The following is a 21,944-nucleotide window of genomic DNA, read 5'->3' on the forward strand; positions in this document are numbered from 1 at the left end:
TTCGCGGATGCAAGGAATGGCGGCTTCGGGCCAGAATTACCAACGCATCCTGGGCCGGCGAATGTCGGCTAAGCCCAAGCTGAGCAAAAGACCCGCCTGTCCATTGTCCGCGCCATTCGGGCCAATTCTTTAGCCGCGAGATATGCTTGGAAACACAGCTATTTGGCTTTGAAAATGTTGATTTTATCAAAACCCACTTGGAATCTGCCATGCGTGCTTTCAGCACAACCGAACTGGCCAACAAGACCGGAGATGTTCTTGCCGCCGCCGCACAGGAACCCGTCGCCATTCAACGTCACGGCAAATCCCGCTTCGTGATGCTTTCAGCCAAGGAATTCGAACGCCTGCAGCACAAGAGGGATACCAGAAAGGCTGTCCATGTGTCGGATCTGACCGACGCCGATGCCGGCGATCTGCTCTCCGCTTTGGAAGACAGCCTAAAGAATGACTGATCGGCAAAGCATTCTGGACCTGTCACGGTTTGATGAAGCCAAAAAGAGCCGCAAGCAGAAGCGGACGATGAAGCTGCTGCATGCGGATCTGGTCAGCCTCGGCTATCAGGGATCCTACAATTGCGTGGCGGCCTTCGCTCGGGAATGGCGTGAAGATCGACAAAGGGAATTGCAGACGACCGGTCGCGGCACGTTTGTACCCTTGGCATTCGAACCAGGCGAAGCCTTCCAGTTCGATTGGTCGGAGGATTGGGCGATCATTGGCAACGAGCGCACCAAACTGCAAGTCGCCCATACAAAGCTGAGCTATAGCCGCGCATTCATTGTCCGGGCCTAGCTCCTACAGACGCATGAGATGCTGTTCGACGCCCACAATCATATCTTCCGCGTCTTCGGCGGCGTGCCGGGGTGCGGCATCTACGACAACATGAAGACCGCGATTGATAAGGTCGGGCGAGGCAAGGAGCGTGACGTCAATATCCGTTTCCAGGCTATGGCCAGCCACTATTTGTTTGAGCCGGAGTTCTGCAATCCGGCTTCCGGCTGGGAGAAAGGACAGGTCGAGAAGAACGTTCAGGATGCCCGGCACCGGCTTTGGCAGCCCATGCCCCGCTTTCCATCGCTGGAAGCCCTGAACGATTGGCTGGAGCAGCGATGCAAGGAACTATGGGCACAGACGCCGCACCGTCAGATGAGAGGCACCATAGCCGACCTCCTGGCGGAGGAAGCTCCGGCACTCATTCCTGTCTCCAGGCCGTTCGACGGGTTTGTCGAATACACCAAGCGAGTCTCATCGATCTGATCTGGAGGATCAACCTCGAAGGAACAAGAAATCTCGTTGCGGCCGCGAGGGCGCGTGCTCCCGAAGCGCGCTTCATCATGGCGAGCACCAGCAATATATACGGCATGGGAACCCGGCAGGAACACCCCGGCCGAGAGGACGATGCAACTGATCCGAAACAGGCTGACCCTGCCAGTAAACTCGCAGCGGAAAAGCTGCTTCGCGAGAGCGGACTCAACTGGGTCATTCAGCGCTTTTCTTTCGTTTACGGCGACAAGGATGGGCATCTGGAGTCCTTGCCCGGGCTCGCGACAAAGTTCAACCTCCACCCCGCCGTACGGATGAGTATGATCCATCATCGTGACATCGCGACCGCGATGAAACTTGCCTTGTCTGGCGTGATGGACAAACGCATCGTGAATATCACCGATGATGCGCCCACTTCACTCTATGAACTGGCCGAACTGGTCGGCGAACCGATGGCGCCATCAACCGAGCCGCTGGTCAGCCCCTGGGATTTTCACGCTGATGGATCGCTGGCACGTCGGCTCGGCTTCCGGCCAGACGTGAGAACCGTTTATCAGGCCGTCCAAGAGAACCTCCTGTAATACACCTGTGCTGGCTGGCTTTCGTGCCGTCCATTTCCTTCTTTGCTTTGGGGCGTAACTGGCAAATTTGATAACCGCTGGTGCGAACGGATGCGCATCTGCTTCAAGCGGGAAACCGGGATGTTTGCAATCCGACCTGCAGATTGCCTGGTCAAGCAAACACGCTGGAGTGGGGCCTAAGAACCGTGTTTTGAGAGCAGGGGCATGAAGCAGGAAAACAGTTCTGCCTGTGATGAAATATTGCACTTGCGGTAGAGCTGCTTGCGAATGACCTTGACCGTCTGGAAGCTGATCCCCAGCCTCAGGCCGATTGAAACCGAAGAGTGTCCGCGCAGGATCAAAAGCGCTACCTCTGCCTGGCGCGGGCTGAGTTTGACGTCCAGTTCCTGCTCTCCCGCCGTGATCAATGTGCTGGTGAGATCTGCTTCGGAAAACTCGCCACCTCCTTCAAGATCGGACCAGTGCTGCTCGATCAGGCTGCAGACGATCGGTGCCAGGTCTGCCGCCAGTACAAGATCGCGGCTGGAATACTTGCGCGCCGAAGACGCGTCTCTTCCAAGGCAGACATGAACCGAAACACCATCGGAGGGGTAGGCGACATACCCTATTTCATCGATGAGCGTCGTGCGCTGGTAATAAGCTGCGAAATACTCGTTTCGATGGAACTGGTCTGGAGCGATGTCCTTCAGGCGGTACAGACCGCGCGGTGCCTTTTCCACATGCAGGGCATGAAAGGGATCAAGCAGATAGATGCCGGAGACATAGTCGCTCTCAAGCTTTTCATGAACGCGCTTTTCGACCGATTGCGCAAAAAGCACATCCGGCTGCCTGTCCTGGAAATAGGCAAGCATGGTGGTGTTGTCTATTTGAAAGCATCGGCTGAGCCATTGAAAAAGCGTGTTTTCAAACGTGTTTCTGCCGATGGATGCGATGGCTTCGCCGAGAAGTTTCTCTGCTGAATTGGGAAGATGCACCGCATACCTCTTTGGGGGTATATACCCCCTCATTTTAAGTTTTTACGCTCCAATTTGTAAATTGAGGGGTATCACCAAGAGGTGCGTATGACTAGTCCCGGGATTGCAGTCTCTGTCGATCGAGTCGTCAAACGCTACGGAAGCGTGACCGCCCTTCACGGTGTTTCACTGGATATCCGGGAAAACGAATTCTTCACTCTTCTGGGGCCGTCAGGCTGTGGCAAGACAACCTTGCTGCGGGCGATAGCCGGATTTGAAGACGTTACGGAAGGCCACATCCGGCTGAAAGGAAAGGATCTGGTGGACCAGCCTCCTTTCAAGCGTCCGGTCAACACCGTATTCCAGCAATATGCTCTGTTCCCGCATATGAGCGTCACCGAAAATGTCATGTTCGGCCTGTTGCGCAAGGGCTGGAACCGGCAGGAGGCGGAGCGCCGTGTGCGCGATGTGCTGGAGCTGGTTCAACTGTCCGATTTTGCCGCCCGTAAACCCGGTCAGCTTTCCGGCGGCCAGCAGCAGCGCGTTGCGCTTGCCCGGGCCCTTGCCCCTCGGCCGGAAGTCCTGCTTCTGGATGAGCCGCTCTCCGCTCTCGATCTGAAACTGCGGCAGGCCGTGCGCATGGAGCTCAAGGCCATTCAGCGTGAAACCGGCATTGCCTTCATCTTCGTCACCCACGACCAGGAAGAAGCACTGACCATGTCGGACAGGATTGCGGTCATGTCCTCAGGTCACGTGCAGCAAGTGGGCCCGCCCAGGGAAATCTACGAAGCCCCGGTCAATCGGTTCGTCGCGGACTTCATCGGCGAGACCAACCTGCTGGATGTCACGGTCGAGTCCGTCAATAACGGCATGGCCAAGGTCCTGTTGCCTGGAAACCGGAGCTTCGAATGCCCTGCAGCGGCCGTAGACGCACGCGGTCCGGGGCACTTGTCCGTGCGCCCGGAGCGCATATCCATTTGTGCCGAGTCGGCCGGGGACCTAATCGCGACGGTCACGGGGCACACCTATCTTGGCACTGACAATCAGCTGCACGTGAAGCTTGTCGACGGCGAGGTCATGAGTATCCGTCTGCAGAACACGGAAAGCACGCTCCTGCCGAAAGCCGGGGACGTTATCGGTCTCAATCTGGAAGCAGACGCCGCGCGTCTGCTGGCAGACTGATGGCGGCCGGAGCGCCTGTCGGCGCAGGCGGTGCGTCCCACATCTACCGGGGCAGCGGCTGGAAACTGCTGGCACCCTCCTGGATCATCATTGGCATCTTCCTGCTTGCCCCTGTTGTGATGATGGCTGTCTATTCCTTCCTGACGAAGGAGTTTCGGGGTGGCGTGATCTGGGAATTCTCGCTCGATGCCTATGATCAGTTCTTTTTCGATCGCGGCCTCTTCGGCGATGAACCACCCACGCTGGAATGGACCTATATCGGGATCTTCTGGCGATCCATCTGGCAGGCAGGCCTTGCCACGGTCACCTGCCTTTTGATCGGTTTTCCGACGGCCTGGTTCATTGCCACGAGAAATCCCGAGTCCCGTTCGATCTGGCTGTTTCTCGTCACCATTCCCTATTGGGTCAACCTTTTGATCCGGACGGTGTCGATGAAGTTCCTGATCCGCGACACCGGTCCCCTGAACGAATTCCTGCTGGCGCTGCACGTGATTGATGAACCGCTCGGCCTTATCAATACGAACTTTGCCGTGCAGCTCGGCCTCTTCTATTCCTATCTTCCCTTCATGGTGCTTCCGATCTATGCGGCCGTGGAGCGCTATGACTTTTCTCTCTCCGAGGCTGCTGCGGATCTTTATGCGGGCACCTGGACCATCCTCTGGCTGGTGATCCTGCCGGTCGTCAGGCCAGGCATCATCGCAGGCTGCATCCTGGTTTTTGTTCCCTCTCTTGGGGCCTTTCTGGCGCCGGATCTTCTGGGCGGTGCCAAAACCTTCATGATCGGGTCGCTGATCGAGGAACAGTTCAAGGGCAATGCCGGAAACTGGCCCTTCGGGGCCGCCGCCTCCATGATCCTCCTGACGATCGTGATGTGCGTTCTGCTGGTCTACGCCCGCAATCAGAACAAGGCGGAGGTGCGCTGATGGCTGGCTCGACAAACCTGCGCCGCTTTCCCGGATTTCTCACGGTCACGATCGCCTGTCTTTTCGTGCTCTACGCGCCTCTGATTGTCGTCGCTGTCTATTCTTTCAATGCGTCGACCTCGATCACCAATTGGGGCGGTCTCTCCCTGACCTGGTATCTGGATGTCTTCACCGGGCCGGAAGCACCGAAATTCCAGCAGGCCGCACTCAACTCCCTGATCATCGCGGTTTGCGCCTCGGTCATAGCAACCATCGTTGCCACCCTTGCGGCCGTCGCCATGACCCGTGCCGGCGGTTTTCGCGGCAAGACCCTGTCCTTCGCGCTGATCAATCTTCCCCTGATGGTGCCGGAAGTGGTCACCGCCGTGGCGAGCCTGGTGTTTTTCTCCGCAATCGGCTTCACCACAGGCCTGACGACCATCCTGATCGCGCACACCGTCTTCTGCATTCCTTTTGCCTACCTGCCCATTTCGGCGCGCATGCAATCGATCCCGGACATGTACGAGCAAGCCGCGATGGACCTTTACGCCACGCCGCGCGAAGCGTTCAAACTTGTGCTGCTTCCCTTGATGACGCCGGGCATTCTCTCCGGCTTCCTGCTCGCCTTCATCATCTCCCTCGACGACTTCCTGATCACGAACTTCGTCAAGGGTGCCGGTATCGAGACCCTGCCGACGGCCATTTTCGGGTCGGTCAAACAGGGCATCAAACCAAACATAATGGCCATTTCCACCCTCATGCTCGTCGTATCGGTGGTCTTCGTTTCCCTGTCCTGGCTGGTCGGCCGGATGGGGCAAGAAAAAACATAAAAAGCTGACTCAGCAACCAACCAGACAGAGTGGAGAATTTCATGAGGAAACTACTCGCATCAACTGCCGTGGCCCTGTTGGCCCTGACCGCCGGAGCCCACGCCGAAGGCAAACTCTCGATCTACCACTGGTTCGAGTACATCCCGCAGGAGCTGCTCGACAAGTTTGCCAAGGAATATGACGTCGAAGTCACCATGGACACGTTCGACAGCAACGAGGCCTTGCTCGCCTCGCTGAAGGCGGGAAAGCTGGGAAGCTATGACGTGGCCGTGCCCGGCGACTACATGGTCAAGATCATGCGGGACGAAGGCATGCTGGACACCTTCGAGGCGTCCGAACTGCCCAATTTCGGCAACATCGAAGACAGATGGGTGGACGTCGAATTCGATCCGGGCCGCAAGAGTTCAATTCCCTATCAGTGGGGGTCAACCTCGTTCTCGGTGAACAAGGATCTCTACAAGGGCGAACTTGACAGTCTTTCCCTGATCTTTGACGCACCGGAAGAGTTGAAAGGCAAGATCAATGTGCTGGATACGGCCGGCGAAACGCTGACCCTGGCATCACTCTACCTCGGCATTCCCCAGTGCACGTCCGACAGGGAGCAGCTCAAGGAACTCAACGCCCTGGTCCAGAAAGCCAAGGCCGACTGGGCCTCGTTCGGGTCTGACGTTGCCAAGGATGTTCTGGTTTCCGGCGATGCCGCAGCCGGCATGATCTGGTCGGGTTTTTCCGCCAAGGCGCGCTCGGAAGGGGCCAACATCGAATATGGCTTCCCCAAGGAAGGCATGATCGTTTGGATGGACAACGTCGTGCTTCTAAAGGACGCCCCCAACCGTGAAAACGCATTGAAGTTCATGAACTTCCTGCTGGAGCCGGAAAACGCCGCCGCTGTCACTAACTACGCGCAGTACACCGCAGGCGTGAAGGGTGTTGGCGAATTCCTCAAGCCGGAAGTGGCCAACTCGCCTGAATCCAATCCGCCGGCAGACCAGAAGGGTGTCTTCGTCGAGGCCTGTCCGCAAGACGTTCAGGTTCTCTATGACGCCATCTGGACCAACCTGAAAAAGTAGAAACAAGGTATCGGAAGACCATGAAACTGGCGCTTTATCAGGGACCTGCCACCTGCGGGGACATCGAGGCGGGGTTCAACCGGCTCGAAACCCAGCTGACGGCAGCCGCCATGGCAGGCGCCAGTATGGTCGTCTTTCCCGAGCTTTTTCTGCCCGGGTACAATCGCCCGGACCTGCACAAATCCCTCGCCCAGCCTCTGGGCGGGGAATGGTGCCAACGACTGTCGAAACTGGCTCAAAAAGCCGGGTGCGGTCTGACGGTCGGTTGGAGCGAACGTAGCGATGAAGCCGTCTATAACGCCGCCACCGCCTTCGGCACCGGCGGCGAACAGCTTGGTCACTATCGCAAGATCCAGCTTTTCGGCGAGATGGAAAAAGCCAGCTTCAACTTCGGGACACAGTACACGGTGTTCGAGTTCTGCGGCCGCAAGACAGCACTCCTCATCTGCTACGATGTCGAGTTTCCGCAACATTGCCGGCGACTTGCGGAGCAGGGGGTATCCCTGGTGCTGGTGCCGACCGCCAATCCGGAGCGTTTCGAGCATGTGTCCCACACTTTCGTGCCGGCGCGTGCGGCCGAAGCCGGGCTGACCATCGTCTATGCCAACTTCTTCGGTGCCGATGGTGACATCACCTTTGGCGGCCACTCCTTGATTGCCGGCCCCGATGCGCGGGTTCTGGCGAGCGCTGGGGTCGGTGAAACTCTTCTGGTCGCGGACCTCGCGCCAGTTTCAGACATCCCGCGGGACCTTCTGTCCCGGCAAGACCAGGATTATCGGGAGGGAAATTTCCAATGAATATTAAAACGGATATCAGCACAGATGCGGTTTTGACCGCCGACACCCACCTGATTCAGTCCTTTGCCGACTTGAACCTGCTCAAACAGGACGGTGCCCGCACGGTGATCGTCGGTGCTGAAGGCGCCATGGTGCGTGACAGCGAAGGCAATGAGCTGATCGATGGAATCGGCGGGCTGTGGTGTTCCAACGTCGGTCACGGACGACAGGAAATCATCGACGCGATTACGAAGCAGTTGAATGAACTGGACTTTTATTCAACGTTCTACAACTTCACCCATCCGACGGCCGCAGCCCTGGCGGAAAAACTCGCCGAGTTGGCACCCGGCCAGCTCAACAAAGTCTATTTCGGCAACTCGGGCTCTGTCGCAAATGACAGCGCTGTGCGCATCCTGCACCATTACAACAACCGGCTGGGGCGCCCGAAAAAGAAAAAGATCCTGAGCCGTATCGGGGCCTATCACGGCTCGACCCATCTTGCGATTGCAATGACGACGCCGGCCTATTCCGAGGGATGGGATCACGTAGAGGGCCTCGTTCACCACCTCAAAAGCCCGCATTACTGGCGTGAAGGCAACGGTATGACCGAAGCCGAATTCTGCGATGCGCTTGTCGAGGACCTGAAGGACACCATCGAGCGTCTGGGTGCGGAAAACATTGCTGCCTTTGTTGCCGAGCCTATCCAGGGCGCTGGTGGCGTCGTTGTGCCGCCTGAGGGCTATCATGCGCGCATGGCGAAGGTCTGCGCGGACAATGACATCAAGTATATTGCGGACGAGGTGGTAACCGCCTTTGGCCGCCTGGGCCATTTCTTCGCCTCGCAGGACGTCTTCGGTCACACGCCGGACATCATCAACACGGCAAAGGGGCTGACGTCAGGCTATCAGCCGTTGTCAGCCACCATTGTGTCCGACGAAATCCACGAGGTCATTTCCCGTCCGGGCGGAATGTTCCTGCATGGCATGACGTATTCCGGTCATCCGGCGGCCGCCGCCGCGGGTCTTGCCAATATCGCGCTGATGGAAAGGGAACAGATACCCGAAAAGGCACGCGTCACCGGCAAGTTGTTCGAGAACACCCTGCGGGGTCTCGCGGATCTCGACATCGTCGGCGAGGTGCGGGGCAGTCACTTCATGATGGGTGTTGAGTTCGTCAGGGACAAGGAGACCCGGGAAAGTTTCGCTCCCGAGGACGCCATCGGTTTGAAACTCGCTCGGGCCGCCCAGAAACGGGGCCTGATTGCCCGTCCGCTCGGCAATATTCTGATCCTCTCGCCAACGCTGATCCTCACCGAGGCACAAATCGGCCAGATTGGCGACATCTTGCGTGAGAGTATCGCAGACGTCAGTCGAAACTTGTGACACCTTCGAGCCGGGGCGCCTTGAACAAACGTGCCCCGCACCGTTCAAAGTGGGATTGTTTGCAAGTTTCAACTCATGTCCAACGCCTACGATTTTCTGGAAAAACTCATCGCCTTTCCGACCGTGAGCCGGGATGGAAATATCGACCTGATCAGATGGGTGCAGGAGCTACTGAGTCAGGCGGGGATCAGATCCCGGCTTCTGCCGTCCGAAAGCGGTGATCGTGCCAACCTGTTTGCCAGCGTCGGCCCGGAGGGGCCGGGCGGGGTCGTGCTTTCGGGACACACTGACGTCGTTCCCGTGGATGGCCAAAGCTGGACCAGTGATGCCTTTTGCCTGCGGGAGCGGGACGGCCTGCTCTTTGGCCGCGGCACTGCCGACATGAAGGGCTTTGTCGCATGTGCCATCGAGGCCGTTCTTGGTGCGGTCCGCAAACCGCTCCACACCCCGCTTCATCTTGCGCTTTCCTATGACGAGGAAATCGGCTGCATCGGCGTAAGGCCCATGCTGGAGGATCTGACAAAAGCCGGGCTGAAACCGGACTGGGTATTGATCGGCGAGCCGACCTCCATGAGGGTCGCCACCGGCCACAAAGGCAAGCTTGCGGCGCGCGCGACCTGCTGCGGTCACACGGTTCATTCGGCCCTGGCGCCCACCGGACTGAACGCGCTTCACATGGCTGCGGACTTTCTGTCGGAAATCCGCGCCCTTCAGGAAGAGACCCAGGAAAAAGGGGCGCGGGACCAAGCCTTCGACATTCCTTACACCACCTTGCATGCGGGCATTCTGAAGGGAGGCACGGCTTTGAACATCGTGCCGGATAGCTGTGTGCTCGACTTTGAAATTCGCAATATTGCAGAAGAAGATGCGCAGGGCTTCCTGGAGCAATTGCTAGAAAAGGCCAAACATCAGGAACAACGCCTGAAAGAGCGATTCCCGGGGGCACGTATCCGCTTAGACGTTCTGAACACCTATCCGGGGCTGGAGACAAGACCCGACAGTCCGCAGGTCTCCAGGGCGCGCGCCCTATCAGGAAGCAACGCACCGCTGAAGGTCGCTTTCGGCACGGAAGGCGGACTGTTCCATCAGCATTTGGGCGTGCCCGTTGTCGTTTGCGGACCAGGGTCCATGGATCAGGGGCACAAGGCCGATGAATTCATTGCTCGCGACCAGATGGAGCGCTGCCGGCAGATGCTGGCGCGGCTCGTCGAGACCCATATCGAATGACCGGCAATAACCGCATGACACGATAATCCGGAGAGGACCTGACCAAGATGGCGATCGAAAAGGTGGATGCACTGGTGGTAGGGGGTGGACAGGCCGGCATCGCGATGAGTGAGCACCTCGGCCTTGCGGGACTGTCTCATCTCGTGCTGGAGAAAAATCGGATAGCCGAACGCTGGCGATCCGAACGTTGGGATTCTCTGGTCGCCAACGGCCCTGCCTGGCACGACCGCTTTCCGGGTCTGACCTTCGATGATGCCCCGGATGCTTTTGTCCATAAAGAGGCCGTGGCAGACTATTTCGAGGCCTACGCCCGGAAGATCAATGCCCCCGTCAGAACCGGTGTTGAAGTCACAAGAGTAACGCCGCTTGAGCGCCGGCACGGCTTCCGCGCGGAAACGTCCGAAGGCATCCTGGAGGCGGATACGATTATCGCGGCAACCGGTGCTTTCCAGGTTCCGGTCTTCCCCAAACTGATCCCCGAGATTCCCGGGCTCACGCAGATCCATTCGACGGCCTACCGTAATCCCGAGCAGTTGGACGACGGCGCGGTGCTCGTTATCGGAGCGGGGTCCTCCGGCGTGCAGATAGCGGAAGAACTGATGAATTCCGGCCGCAAGACTTATCTTTCTGTCGGGTCCCACAATCGGCCTCCGCGTTCCTATCGCGGCCGGGATTTCTGCTGGTGGCTGGGTGTGCTGAACAAATGGGACGCCGAGTTCGTTCCGGGCTCCGAGCATGTCACCATCGCCGTTTCCGGCGCCAACGGTGGACACACGATCGATTTCCGCAAGCTCGCGGATCGCGGCATGACGCTGCTTGGCATGACCAGATCCTGCGAAAATGGCGTACTGGCCTTTTCCGACGATCTTGCTGAAAACATCAACGCAGGTGACGAAAACTACCTGTCGCTGCTGGACGAGGCCGATGCCTATGTCGAGGCCTATGGTCTCGATTTGCCACCTGAGCCGGAAGCCAAAATCATTGGTCCGGATCCGGAGTGCGTGGCGAACCCTCTTCTAGACCTGAATCTGAAAGAGGCAGGCATCAGCACCGTTATCTGGGCAACGGGGTTTGTCCGGGACTACAGCTGGTTGGAGGTGAATGCCTTCGATGAAACCGGTGCGCCGATCCATCAGCGCGGCGTATCCTCTGTGCCGGGCGTCTATTTCCTCGGCCTGCCATGGCAGACGCGGCGCGGCTCGTCCTTCATCTGGGGTGTCTGGTATGACGCCAAATACCTGACCGATCATATTGTCAAACAGCGAAACTACAGGCTCTTCGAACCTGCAGCCCAATAGCTTTCTTCATTCCTTCGAACATGGAGCCCGCAATGGCCCACACCCGTATCCGCAAATTCAATACCAAGGACACGTACCCGGAACAGAACCTGGACAACGACCTGTGTCAGGTCGTTGTGGCCAGAGGCACGATGGTGTTCGTCCGTGGACAGATCGGTCAGGACCTCGACACCTCCAAGAATGTTGGCGTGGGTGACGTGAAAGCCCAGACAGAACAGGCGATGGCCAACATCAAGATGCTTCTCGAGGAGGCGGGATCAGAGCTCGATCACATCACCAAGATCACGATCTACCTCATCGACCCACGCTACCGGGAGGATGTCTACCGCATCGTCGGCAAGTGGCTGAAAGGTGTCTATCCGGTCTCCACCGGCATCGTGGTTTCAGCTCTCGCCCGCCCGGAATGGCTGGTCGAAATCGACGCCACCGCCGTTATTCCAGATGCCTGATCCTGCCTCCTGCCGATTCGATTGAGTACGCGCCATGACCTTTTCCATCGCCGCCCGCTGCCCCGAAACGGGGACAATGGGCATCGCCATTTCTTCGTCTTCACCGGCGGTCGCGGCGCGCTGCGCCCATGCGCGCGCCAAGGTCGGCGTCGTGGCGAGCCAGAATATTACCGATCCATCTCTTGGAAGCCGTGGACTGGATCTGCTTGAACAGGGTCTTGATGCTGACGCGGCCCTTGCTGCGCTGCTCAAGGATTACCCCACTGCCGACTGGCGACAGGTGGTCATTCTCGACAGAACCGGAAAAGCCGCATTTCATTCCGGGCGGGAAACTCTCGGGGTCCATGCAACTGCCGCCGGGCGGGACTGCGTCGCTGCCGGAAACCTGCTTGCGAATACGGGCGTTCCGGCCGCAATGGTCGAAGGCTTCGAGGCTGCGCGGGGCGATCTGGGGGATCGGCTGATCGCGGCCATGGAAGCGGGATCAAGGGCCGGTGGTGAGGCGGGACCGGTCCATTCCGCGGGTCTTTACATGGTGCGTGACGTGAGCTGGCCGATTGCCGACTTGCGCGTTGACTGGATCGAAGACGATCCCATTCAGGCCCTCGGAAACCTCTGGCGCCTCTACAAGCCGCAACTGGAGGACTATGTGACACGCGCGCTCGATCCGACGGCTGCACCCAGTTACGGCGTGCCAGGTGACGAGTAAAAACAGGCGTATTCGGGCAAACGCACAAGCACCGTCGGTAGGGAGACCGTCTTGATCGTCCAACCGCGCTGCGATACTCAGCGGGGGTAACCCGTTCTGTCTGTGAGGGCGCTATCAACCGTTATCCGTCGATCCAGGCCCTCAGGGCGATTGAGAGCGTCGCGCGCAATGGTGCGCTGTGGCGTGCCGCTGCGGAGTTGAATGTCACCCGCAGTGCGATCAGTCATCAGCTCCGCCTTCTGGAGCGCGATCTGGGCTTCAAGATCATTGTGCGCAATGGCAACCAGACCGAAATCACGCCGCGCGCCATCGCCTATGCCGAGGAGGTGCGCCGCGCTCTCAGCATGATTGCCTCCTCGACGGCTCGTGTTTCGGAACACGGCTTGACGGGGCGATTGACCATCAGCGCGCCACCGGGCTTCGTCGCCGCCTGGCTGTGTCTGCACATGGGGGACTTTCTGGCGCAGAACCCGGAGGTTCTGGTGAATGTCGTCAGCTCTCAGAACCTTGCCAGCACAGCCAACCCGGACGTCGACACATTTATTACCTTCGGCAAAGAGGCCCGTGCCAATGTGGTTGTTGAGCCGATGATGTCGGTCGACTTCACGCCGCTTTGCAGTCCGGCATATCTGAGCCGGTTCAAGACCTTCAACGACCTCAGCATCTTGAAGAACGCGACCCTGCTGCACATGCTCGATTACAGCGACTGGGAAGACTGGATGCAACTGTCCGGCCTGCCGGCGAAAGATGCACATCGCGGCATTTGCTACTCGGACATGAATATCGTCCTCACAGCCATTCTTGCGGGCGAGGGGATCGCGATCGGCGACACGGTTCTGTGGCACAAGGAGCTGCAGGAAGGCAGGCTCATGCGTCCGTTTGCCCAGTCTCTGCACACGGATACGGGTTATTTCATTTGTACGCCGGAAGAGAATTTCGAAAACCCGATTGTGGTCGAGTTTCACAAGTGGTTGAAAACCCGACTGGAAATAAGCCGCTTTCACCCAAAAAGCGAAGCATGACAAATTTTGTTTGTCGGCGCGCCCAATAAGTTTCATTTGCGGTCGACCTCATCTCCTTTCTAACCTCGTGCCAGGAGTTACACGATTGGAAAGGCGTAGCGGTTGTGGCCAGCACAGCGAAGATTGCAGCACGTTCGGTCGGTAAGACCTTCGGCCCGTTCACTGAGTCTGACGAAAATTTCCTTGATATTGCCGAAGGCGAGGTTTCGCCGCTGCAGGGGCCTTCAGGGCAATTCGCAGTTTGCCGATCTCACTGACCTGCCAAAACACAGGGTTTCCGCTCGAGGTGTTGATGCGCCGGGTGCGCTGGGCCGGTTGACCTGCTTTTGAACCGGCCGTGCGGCCCCTGTGCTGTCACGCTCGCCAATAAATTCAAGACTGAACCAAAAAGGGTGCCCGATGCATTTTGGTCTGACCGAAGAACAGGAGATGATCGTCTCCACCGTTCGCAGTTTCGTGGAAAAAGAGATTTATCCGCACGAAGCCGAAGTAGAGCGCACCGGTGAAGTGCCGGCTGAGATCGCTCAGGAAATCAAGCAGAAGGTCATCGACCTGGGCTTCTACGCGTCGAACTTTCCTGAAAGTGTCGGCGGCCCTGGCCTGAGCCATCTTGAGTTTGCGCTGGTTGAGCGAGAACTGGGCCGTGGCTCCATGGCACTCACCCACTTCTTTGGCCGGCCGCAGAACATCCTGATGGCCTGCAAGGGCGATCAGGTCGAGCGCTATCTGATGCCGGCGGTGCGCGGGGAAAAGATGGATGCGCTTGCCATGACCGAACCGGATGCGGGATCGGACGTGCGTGGCATGAAATGCATGGCGGTGCGCGATGGCGGCGACTGGGTCGTCAACGGCTCGAAGCACTTCATTTCCGGAGCGGAACATGCGGATTTCGTCATCGTCTTCGTCGCGACTGGTGTCGATGAAACACCGCGCGGTCCGAAAAAGCGGATCACTTGTTTCCTCGTTGATCGAGGGACGCCGGGTTTCGAGATCGCGAAGGGCTACAATTCCGTTTCGCACCGCGGCTACAAGAATTCCATCCTCTACTTCAACAACTGCCGCCTGTCGGACGCGCAGGTGTTGGGAGAAGTCGATGGCGGCTTCGACGTGATGAACGAATGGCTCTATGCCACGCGTATCACCGTCGCGACAAATTCCGTGGGCCGTGCACGCCGGGTCTTCGACCATGCCCTCAACTACGCGGCAGAGCGTCAGCAGTTCGGACAGCCCATCGGCAAGTTCCAGGGGGTCAGCTTCCAAATTGCCGACATGATTACCGAAATCGATGCCGCCGACCTTCTCACGCTCTCGGCCGCATGGCGTCTCGACCAGGGGCTGCCTGCCAACCGCGAGATCGCGTCCGCCAAGGTCTATGCGTCGGAGATGCTGGCGCGCGTAACCGATGCTGCCCTGCAGATTCACGGGGGCATGGGGCTCATGGACGAGCTGCCCATCGAACGGTTCTGGCGCGATGCCCGTGTCGAACGCATTTGGGATGGCACATCGGAAATCCAGCGCCACATCATCAGCCGGGAACTTTTCCGGCCGCTGGGGGCCTGATTTATGGCGAGTTTCCGCCGTTTCTTTTCTCCCAAAGCCATCGTCGTGATCGGTGGCGGAACCTGGTGTGAGAGCGTCGTGCGGCAGTGCCGTGCGACCGGTTTCGCCGGAGAGATCTGGCCAGTGCACCCGAAAAAGCCCGCTGTCGGGGGCCTGCCGGCCTATCCGGATCTGGCTTCGCTTCCCGGTGTCCCGGATGCCGCCTTTATCGGGGTCAACCGGGAACTGACAGTCCACGTGGCCGCAGAACTCTCCGCCCTTGGCTGTGGCGGCGCAGTCTGTTTTGCGGCAGGCTTCAGCGAAGCTGTATCCGAGTTGTCCGACGGCGGCGAGTTGCAGGCCCGTCTTGTCGACGCCGCGGGCGACATGCTTGTGCTCGGCCCGAATTGCTATGGCATGGTCAATGCCCTTGACGGCGTGTCCCTGTGGCCCGACCGTCATGGGCTTGATCGGGTGGAGACCGGCGTGGCCGTGATCGGCCAATCCTCGAACGTCCTGATCAATCTGACCATGCAGCGCCGCGGCCTGCCTCTTGCCGCAGTGCTGGCGGCAGGCAATCAGGCGCAATTGTCGATCGGTCACCTTGGAAGCGCGCTGCTGGAAGATCCGCGCATCACCGCGCTGGGGCTTCATATCGAGGGTATCAGCGACCTTGCGGCTTTCGAGGCACTTGCCGTCCGGGCGGCGGAGCTGCGAAAGCCAATCGTTGCCCTGCGCGTGGGATCTTCCCAACAGGCGCAGGCTGCAGCGGTCTCACACACGGCGTCTCTGACCGGCAGCAATGCCGGCGCAGTGGCGCTTCTCAAGCGGCTGGGCATTGCCCAGGTGGATACACCAACGGAACTGATCGAGACGCTGAAGCTCTTGCACGTCACCGGAGGGCTGAGGTCCAACCGGATTGTGTCTGCCTCCTGTTCCGGCGGGGAAGCGTCCCTGATGGCGGATATGGGAGAAATCGCCGGCGTTTCCTTTCCCGCCCTGAAAGAAGCCCAGAGGTCCGGCCTCAGAGCGGCGCTCGGCCCCAAGGTCGCTCTGGCGAACCCGCTGGACTACAACACCTATATTTGGGGTGACGAGGAAGCGTTGGCAGCAACGTTCATAGCCCTATGCACGGACGACATAGGCCTTGGGTGCGTGGTTCTGGATTATCCGCGAGATGATCGCTTCGAGGCGCCGGACTACGATCAGGTGCTGCGGGCAGTTGCCCGCACCCGTGAAGTCACCGGCACACCCATGGCCTTGATCTCGCTGCTGTCCGAAGGCTTGCCTGAACCCATCGCCTGGCGGGCCATCGGGCTTGGCATCACGCCTCTCTGCGGCATGGGAGACGCACTCAAAGCCATTCGGGCGGCTGCTCAGGTCGGGCTTGCCAGGACCACGAGCACCCGTCCCGTGCCGGTGATCCAGCCGAAGGCCGGGCAGGGGGCGCCCCGTGTTTTCTCCGAGGCTGAAGCCAAGGAGCTTCTCTATGGCTTCGGGGTTCGTGTGCCGCGGTCCACCCGTTCCGGCGGGGCTCAAGAAGCTGGAGAATGTGCAGCGCAGATCGGCTTTCCCGTTGTGCTGAAAGGCGAGGGCATCGCTCACAAGACTGAAGCAGGTGCCGTTGTCCTGAACCTTTCCAGCGCTGAAGCCGTGGCTGAGGCTGCCGCCGCGATGCCTGCGGAGCGTTTTCTGGTCGAAGAGATGATCACGGGTTCCCTGGCCGAATTGATTGTCGGGGTGACCCGCGATCCGGCTCATGGTTTTGTGCTGACCCTGGGACTTGGGGGCATATTGACCGAACTGATCCGCGACACGGTTTCGGTTCTGGTGCCATCCTCCCGGGACGAGGTGCGCGAGGCGCTCTCGGGTCTGAGGACCAGTGCCTTGTTGAACGGCTATCGCGGCCGGCCGGCGGTCGATCTGGACGCCGTTCTGGATACGGTCATGGCCCTGCAGGACCTGGTGCGCACGCATGCGGATGCCCTGCACGAGGTCGAAATTAACCCGCTGATCTGCCGCGCCTCCGGTGCCGTTGCAGCAGATGCGCTCATCAGAATGGATGAACGAGCATGACTTTTGAAAACGTACTGACAGAGCGCCGCGGAGCGGTGCTGGAAGTCACCCTGAACCGCCCCAAGGCCAATGCCATCGACATGGCCACAAGCCAGGAACTGGGCGAAATCTTCACCCGGTTCCGGGACGACCCCGAACTGCGGGTGGCCATCATCACCGGTCAGGGTGAAAAGTTCTTCTGCCCCGGCTGGGACCTGAAAGCCGCAGCTGACGGTGAAGCGGCCGATGCCGATTACGGCAAAGGCGGTTTCGGCGGTTTGCAGGAACTGCGCGGCCTGAACAAGCCGGTGATTGCCGCCGTCAATGGCATCGCCTGCGGAGGCGGGCTGGAGCTGGCGATATCTGCCGACATCATCCTGGCGGCCGAACACGCCACTTTCGCCCTGCCGGAGATCCGGTCCGGCACGGTGGCGGATGCGGCAACGATCAAGCTGCCCAAGCGCATTCCGTATCACATCGCCATGGAATTGCTGTTCACCGGGCGCTGGTTCGATGCGGAGGAGGCCAATCGCTGGGGCCTCGTCAACAGGATCATTCCTTCCGCCGACCTGATGAGCGAAGCGCGCAAGATGGCAGACGAGCTGGCCAGTGGCCCGCCGCTTGTGTTTGCCGCCATCAAGGAAGTTGTCCGCGAGGCCGAGGACATGAAGTTCCAGGATGCGCTCAACCGGATCACCCGCAGCCAGTTTGAAACCGTAGAGCGGCTTTACCGTTCTGAAGACCAGCAGGAAGGCGCTCGCGCCTTTGCCGAAAAACGCGACCCGGTCTGGAAGGGCCGGTAAGACGAAAAGAGGGACCCATGCCACTTCAGATGAACCGAAACGTCTTTATCACCGCTGCCATAACCGGGGCAGGTGCCACCCAGGACAAGAGCCGCCTCGTGCCGCGCTCGCCGCAGGAAATTGCCGATGCCGCCATTGATGCGGCCAAGGCAGGGGCCGCGATCGTTCACTGTCATGTCCGCGACCCGGAGACCGGGGCGCCGTGCCGCGATCTCGGCTATTTCCGGGAGGTGACGGACCGCATTCGTTCTTCCGAGGTCGATGTCGTGCTGAACCTGACCGCCGGGATCGGGGGGGACCTGACGCTCGGCGAACCGGAAACACCCATGGCCCTGGATGACGCCAACACCGACATGGCCGGCGCCACCGAGCGCATGGCCCATGTACGCGAATGCCTGCCCGAGATCTGCACACTGGATTGCGGCTCGATGAATTTCGGCGATGGCGATTATGTCATGATGAACACCACCAACATGCTGCGCGCCATGGGCACCATGATGACGCAACTGGGTGTGAAACCGGAAATCGAGGCCTTCGATACCGGTCATCTCTGGTTCGCGACCCAGTTGGTGAAGGAAGGCGTTCTGGAAGATCCTGCCCTGGTGCAGCTTTGCATGGGGATCCCCTGGGGGGCGCCGAACGATCTGAACACCTTCATGGCTATGGTCAATAATGTGCCCGCCGGTTGGGCCTGGTCGGCCTTCAGCCTTGGCCGGGACCAGATGCCCTATGTGGCTGCCGCCGCCCTTGCGGGTGGCAATGTGCGTGTCGGCCTGGAGGACAATCTCTATCTTGAACGCGGCGTGATGGCGACCAACGCCCAACTCGTCGAAAAGGCGGCCAACCTGCTGTCCACCATGGGGGCGAACCTGATGGGCCCGCAGGAGGTGCGCGACCAGTTGGGTCTCGTCAAGCGCGCGCCGGCCTCCGCATGAGCGAGAGCCGCAAACGCGTTGCCGTCATCGGTGGTGGTGTCATCGGCGGCGGTTGGGCCGGGCGGTTCCTCCTGAACGGGTGGGACGTCGCGGTCTTCGATCCGGCTCCGGAAGCGGAACGCCGGATCGGGGCGGTGCTGGATCGCGCCAGAGCCTCGCTGCCCGCGCTTTATGATCGCCCGCTTCCGGCTGAAGGGACACTGACGTTCTGTTCCAGCATCGCCGAGGCGGTTGAAGGTGCTGACTGGGTGCAGGAAAGCGTCTCGGAGCGGCTGGAGCTGAAACACAAGGTTTATGGGGAGATCGCGGCGCATCTGCCCGAAGGCGGCTTCATTGCCTCTTCGACCTCCGGCTTCAAGGCGTCGGATCTGGCCGCCAAGGGTGCTCCCGTCGTCGTGGTGCATCCTTTCAATCCGGTCTACCTCCTGCCGCTGGTGGAAATCTCCGGTGACCCGGCTTTGCGCCGGAAAGCAATTCCGGTCGTCACCTCTATCGGTATGCATCCGCTCGAGATGAAGACCGAGATCGACGCCTTCATCGGCAATCGCTTTCAGGAATCCGTCTGGCGCGAAGCGCTCTGGATGTTGAAAGACGGTATCGCTACAACGGCGGAAATCGATGACGCGATCCGCATGGGGTTTGGCCTCAGATGGGCGCAGATGGGTCTGTTCGAGACCTACAGGATTGCCGGTGGTGAAGCGGGCATGGAAAGCTACATCGAGCAATTCGGCCCGACGCTGCAGTGGCCCTGGTCGAAGCTGACAGATGTGCCCGAGCTCGACGCCGCGCTGATCAAGGCCATAGGCGATCAGTCTGACGCCCAGTCCGGACACATGACGATCGCTGAGCTGGAAACCCTGCGCGATGACAATCTCGTGGCCATTCTGCGAGGCCTGCGACGCACCGGCAGCGGGGCTGGCGGTGTCATAACCCGCCATGAAGCACATCTGGAGACGGGCGGTGAGATCGACGGTCTTCCGATTACCCTCCGCCGGGTCGTGCCTGTAACATGGACGGACTACAACGGCCATATGAACGAAGCTGCCTATCTGGAACTGGGCACCTGGGCAACCGATGGATTGATGCAGCTTGTCGGAGCGGATGAAGCCTATATTGCCTCCGGAAAGAGCTACTTTACGGTCGACACCCGCATTCGCTATCTCGATGAGGTGCATCGCGGCGAACCGTTGACCGTGACGACGCAGGTGCTCGACGGCAGTGGCAAGAAGATGAAGCTGTTCCACAGGGTGCTGAAGCAGGATGGCCGCCTGTGCGCTACTCTGGAAACCTTGCTGTTGCACACAGATCTCACCACGCGCCGGGCCTGTGCTCCGGAAGCTCATGTTGCCGAAGTTCTGGAAAAGCTCGCCGCGGATCATGCCGCACGACCCGCCGAAGGGGCCGGTGGGGCCGTGGGGGACCGGGGCTGAAAATTGGAGAAGACGATGTCGCCTGAAGAAAGACAAACCCGTGAAGAGCTTGCTGCCTGTTACCGCCTAGCGGCGCTCCACAGGTTGACGGATCTGATCTACACCCACATCACCGCGCGTGTGCCCGGGGAAGACGGTCATTTTCTGATAAATCCTTATGGCTGGCGCTGGGAAGAAATCACCGCCTCGTCGCTGGTGAAGATCGACGTGGACGGCAACAAGGTGGACGGCAGTCCGCACAGGGTCAATCCGGCGGGCTTCACCATTCATTCAGCCGTTCACATGAACCGCCACGATGCCGCCTGGATCATGCACACCCACACACGCGCCGGGGTGGCCGTGTCCTGCATGGAAGAGGGGTTGTTGCCGCTGAACCAGATCTCCCTGCAGTTCCACAACCGGATCGCCTACCACGATTTCGAGGGCATCGCGCTGGACCTTGAGGAGCGCGAGCGCATCGTGAAGGATTTCGGCAATCACCCGGTTCTGGTCCTGCGCAACCACGGTCTGATCGCAACGGGCCGCAGCGCTGCCGAGATGTTCAACAATATGTTCTATCTGGAGCGGTCCTGCGAGATCCAGGTGGCTGCCACGTCCAGTGGCCAGACGCTCCGCTTCGTGGACGATGAGATCGCCTCCCGTGTTCATCAACAATATGTCCAGATGAACGAGGAAGACGGCGATCTGGCGCTGGAATGGGCCGCCCACCTGCGCTCCATAGAGGGAATGGGCACCGACTACCGCGCCTGAAACAGCGCGACCGTGGTTTGATCTGCGGAGGCGATAAAGCCGCATGTGCGGTTGCTGTGTCGCCTTCGCGTGCCTTCTTTCGTCGCCTGACTTGCCTGCCTCGAAACCAGGAATGAAGACGTTCAAAACATAAAGGCGTTCTTCGTTCCAAGCTGACTTGCGTCCTGGTTCGGTCCACCAGACCTGAAAAGGCCGTATCAGGGATTGCCAACGATCCAGAATCCTTCATAAGGATGCGAGGAGATTCACTTGGCCAGAGTCAGCGCAAACAGCAGCAAAATACGTGAGGTCGGTCTGCCGTTGGCAGCACTGGCCATCTGGCTGCTGTGTCTGCTGGCGCCCTTGCACATGGCCGCCGGCGCTCTCCGGGGCCTCGCCGACGCCGGTGTCCAGATAACGACCTCGTGGTCCATCTGCACCACCCTTGCCACCGGCAAGAACGATCCTGACAACTCGGTCCCCAATTGTGCCGTACAGTCCCTTGCCAAGATGGGACTGGCGCTTCCGACGGTCCCCGCACCGATTACGGTCGTCTTGCGGCATATCGGGCGCATCCATGTTGCTGTCCGCGACAGGTCCGTCCATCGCCTTCAAGCCTTCAGGCCGAACCAGCCTCGCGCGCCACCGTCCAAGCTGGCGTAGCCGACCTCCTTTTGCCCGTCCAAAAACGCCAGCCCCGCTCGGTTGAGCGGAGGCGATGCGTGTGCGCGGGCAGCGGCTGAGACCCCGAAACCTTGCCCCCAACCGAGCCTCTTCCCAGCTTCCAAAGCTTGCGGGGCCTGTCAGGGCCG

Annotated in this window: 21 protein-coding genes and 1 pseudogene; 21 read left to right on the forward strand and 1 reads right to left on the reverse strand. The window is 59.6% G+C overall.

Going from position 1 to position 21,944, the window contains the following annotated elements; genetic code table 11:
• Positions 1–146 precede the first annotated feature (146 nt).
• From V1T76_RS21335 to V1T76_RS21345, 3 genes and pseudogenes are all read left to right on the forward strand, one after another.
• A complete protein-coding gene (locus tag V1T76_RS21335) occupies positions 147–452 on the forward strand; it encodes a type II toxin-antitoxin system Phd/YefM family antitoxin (RefSeq protein WP_330562700.1) in 306 nt (101 codons plus the stop codon).
• A 34-nt stretch (positions 453–486) separates the two neighbouring features.
• Positions 487–1,245, forward strand: a pseudogene (gene istA / locus V1T76_RS21340) (IS21 family transposase); the annotation flags it as partial.
• 17 nt (positions 1,246–1,262) lie between these two features.
• The gene (locus V1T76_RS21345) at positions 1,263–1,841 is read left to right on the forward strand and encodes an NAD-dependent epimerase/dehydratase family protein (protein WP_330562987.1); all 579 of its coding nucleotides are present in this window, start codon (positions 1,263–1,265) and stop codon (positions 1,839–1,841) included.
• A 176-nt stretch (positions 1,842–2,017) separates the two neighbouring features.
• Here V1T76_RS21345 and V1T76_RS21350 read toward each other — a convergent pair whose 3' ends face one another.
• On the reverse strand, positions 2,018–2,815 hold the full coding sequence (locus V1T76_RS21350; protein ID WP_330562701.1) for a helix-turn-helix transcriptional regulator: 798 nt from the start codon (positions 2,813–2,815) through the stop codon (positions 2,018–2,020).
• Positions 2,816–2,902: 87 nt separating this feature from the next.
• Between V1T76_RS21350 and V1T76_RS21355 the strand changes: the two genes are divergently transcribed.
• The 18 genes from V1T76_RS21355 to V1T76_RS21440 all read left to right on the forward strand — a co-directional run bounded on the left by V1T76_RS21355 (position 2,903) and on the right by V1T76_RS21440 (position 21,795).
• Positions 2,903–3,976: an ABC transporter ATP-binding protein gene (locus V1T76_RS21355; RefSeq protein WP_330562702.1), complete on the forward strand. Its 1,074-nt coding sequence runs from the start codon at positions 2,903–2,905 to the stop codon at positions 3,974–3,976.
• On the forward strand, positions 3,976–4,899 hold the full coding sequence (locus V1T76_RS21360; protein ID WP_330562703.1) for an ABC transporter permease: 924 nt from the start codon (positions 3,976–3,978) through the stop codon (positions 4,897–4,899). Before V1T76_RS21355 ends, V1T76_RS21360 begins: the two co-directional genes overlap by 1 nt.
• Entirely contained in the window at positions 4,899–5,708 is an 810-nt protein-coding gene (locus V1T76_RS21365) for an ABC transporter permease (protein ID WP_330562704.1), read from the forward strand. The genes V1T76_RS21360 and V1T76_RS21365 overlap by 1 nt, the downstream gene beginning before the upstream one ends.
• A gap of 41 nt (positions 5,709–5,749) precedes the next feature.
• Entirely contained in the window at positions 5,750–6,778 is a 1,029-nt protein-coding gene (locus V1T76_RS21370) for an extracellular solute-binding protein (RefSeq protein WP_330562706.1), read from the forward strand.
• A 20-nt stretch (positions 6,779–6,798) separates the two neighbouring features.
• Positions 6,799–7,575 (forward strand): carbon-nitrogen hydrolase family protein, encoded by a 777-nt coding sequence (locus V1T76_RS21375; RefSeq protein WP_330562707.1) that lies wholly within the window; start codon positions 6,799–6,801, stop codon positions 7,573–7,575.
• Positions 7,572–8,936 (forward strand): aminotransferase class III-fold pyridoxal phosphate-dependent enzyme, encoded by a 1,365-nt coding sequence (locus V1T76_RS21380; RefSeq protein WP_330562708.1) that lies wholly within the window; start codon positions 7,572–7,574, stop codon positions 8,934–8,936. The genes V1T76_RS21375 and V1T76_RS21380 overlap by 4 nt, the downstream gene beginning before the upstream one ends.
• Positions 8,937–9,011: 75 nt before the next feature.
• Complete coding sequence (gene argE, locus V1T76_RS21385; protein ID WP_330562709.1) at positions 9,012–10,163, forward strand: acetylornithine deacetylase; 1,152 nt, start codon at positions 9,012–9,014, stop codon at positions 10,161–10,163.
• A 47-nt stretch (positions 10,164–10,210) separates the two neighbouring features.
• Positions 10,211–11,461, forward strand: a complete 1,251-nt coding sequence (locus V1T76_RS21390) for a flavin-containing monooxygenase (RefSeq protein WP_330562710.1) — start codon at positions 10,211–10,213, stop codon at positions 11,459–11,461.
• 32 nt (positions 11,462–11,493) lie between these two features.
• Entirely contained in the window at positions 11,494–11,910 is a 417-nt protein-coding gene (locus V1T76_RS21395) for a RidA family protein (protein ID WP_330562711.1), read from the forward strand.
• Positions 11,911–11,944: 34 nt separating this feature from the next.
• Positions 11,945–12,619 (forward strand): DUF1028 domain-containing protein, encoded by a 675-nt coding sequence (locus tag V1T76_RS21400; RefSeq protein ID WP_330562713.1) that lies wholly within the window; start codon positions 11,945–11,947, stop codon positions 12,617–12,619.
• Between the two features lie 131 nt (positions 12,620–12,750).
• A complete protein-coding gene (locus V1T76_RS21405; protein ID WP_330562988.1) occupies positions 12,751–13,641 on the forward strand; it encodes a LysR substrate-binding domain-containing protein in 891 nt (296 codons plus the stop codon).
• Positions 13,642–14,040: 399 nt separating this feature from the next.
• Positions 14,041–15,201 carry an acyl-CoA dehydrogenase family protein gene (locus tag V1T76_RS21410; RefSeq protein WP_330562714.1) on the forward strand — a complete coding sequence of 387 codons (1,161 nt, stop codon included), beginning with the start codon at positions 14,041–14,043 and terminating at the stop codon, positions 15,199–15,201.
• A 3-nt stretch (positions 15,202–15,204) separates the two neighbouring features.
• Positions 15,205–17,256, forward strand: a complete 2,052-nt coding sequence (locus V1T76_RS21415) for an acetate--CoA ligase family protein (RefSeq protein ID WP_330562715.1) — start codon at positions 15,205–15,207, stop codon at positions 17,254–17,256.
• Complete coding sequence (locus tag V1T76_RS21420) at positions 17,253–18,038, forward strand: carnitinyl-CoA dehydratase (RefSeq protein WP_330562716.1); 786 nt, start codon at positions 17,253–17,255, stop codon at positions 18,036–18,038. Before V1T76_RS21415 ends, V1T76_RS21420 begins: the two co-directional genes overlap by 4 nt.
• A gap of 17 nt (positions 18,039–18,055) precedes the next feature.
• Positions 18,056–18,973, forward strand: a complete 918-nt coding sequence (locus tag V1T76_RS21425; RefSeq protein WP_330562717.1) for a 3-keto-5-aminohexanoate cleavage protein — start codon at positions 18,056–18,058, stop codon at positions 18,971–18,973.
• On the forward strand, positions 18,970–20,403 hold the full coding sequence (locus V1T76_RS21430; protein ID WP_330562718.1) for a carnitine 3-dehydrogenase: 1,434 nt from the start codon (positions 18,970–18,972) through the stop codon (positions 20,401–20,403). The genes V1T76_RS21425 and V1T76_RS21430 overlap by 4 nt, the downstream gene beginning before the upstream one ends.
• A gap of 15 nt (positions 20,404–20,418) precedes the next feature.
• Positions 20,419–21,153: a class II aldolase/adducin family protein gene (locus V1T76_RS21435; RefSeq protein WP_330562719.1), complete on the forward strand. Its 735-nt coding sequence runs from the start codon at positions 20,419–20,421 to the stop codon at positions 21,151–21,153.
• 249 nt (positions 21,154–21,402) lie between these two features.
• A complete protein-coding gene (locus V1T76_RS21440; protein WP_330562721.1) occupies positions 21,403–21,795 on the forward strand; it encodes a hypothetical protein in 393 nt (130 codons plus the stop codon).
• Positions 21,796–21,944: the final 149 nt, after the last annotated feature.

The organism is Roseibium sp. FZY0029, assembly GCF_036350355.1.
GTDB lineage: Bacteria > Pseudomonadota > Alphaproteobacteria > Rhizobiales > Stappiaceae > Roseibium.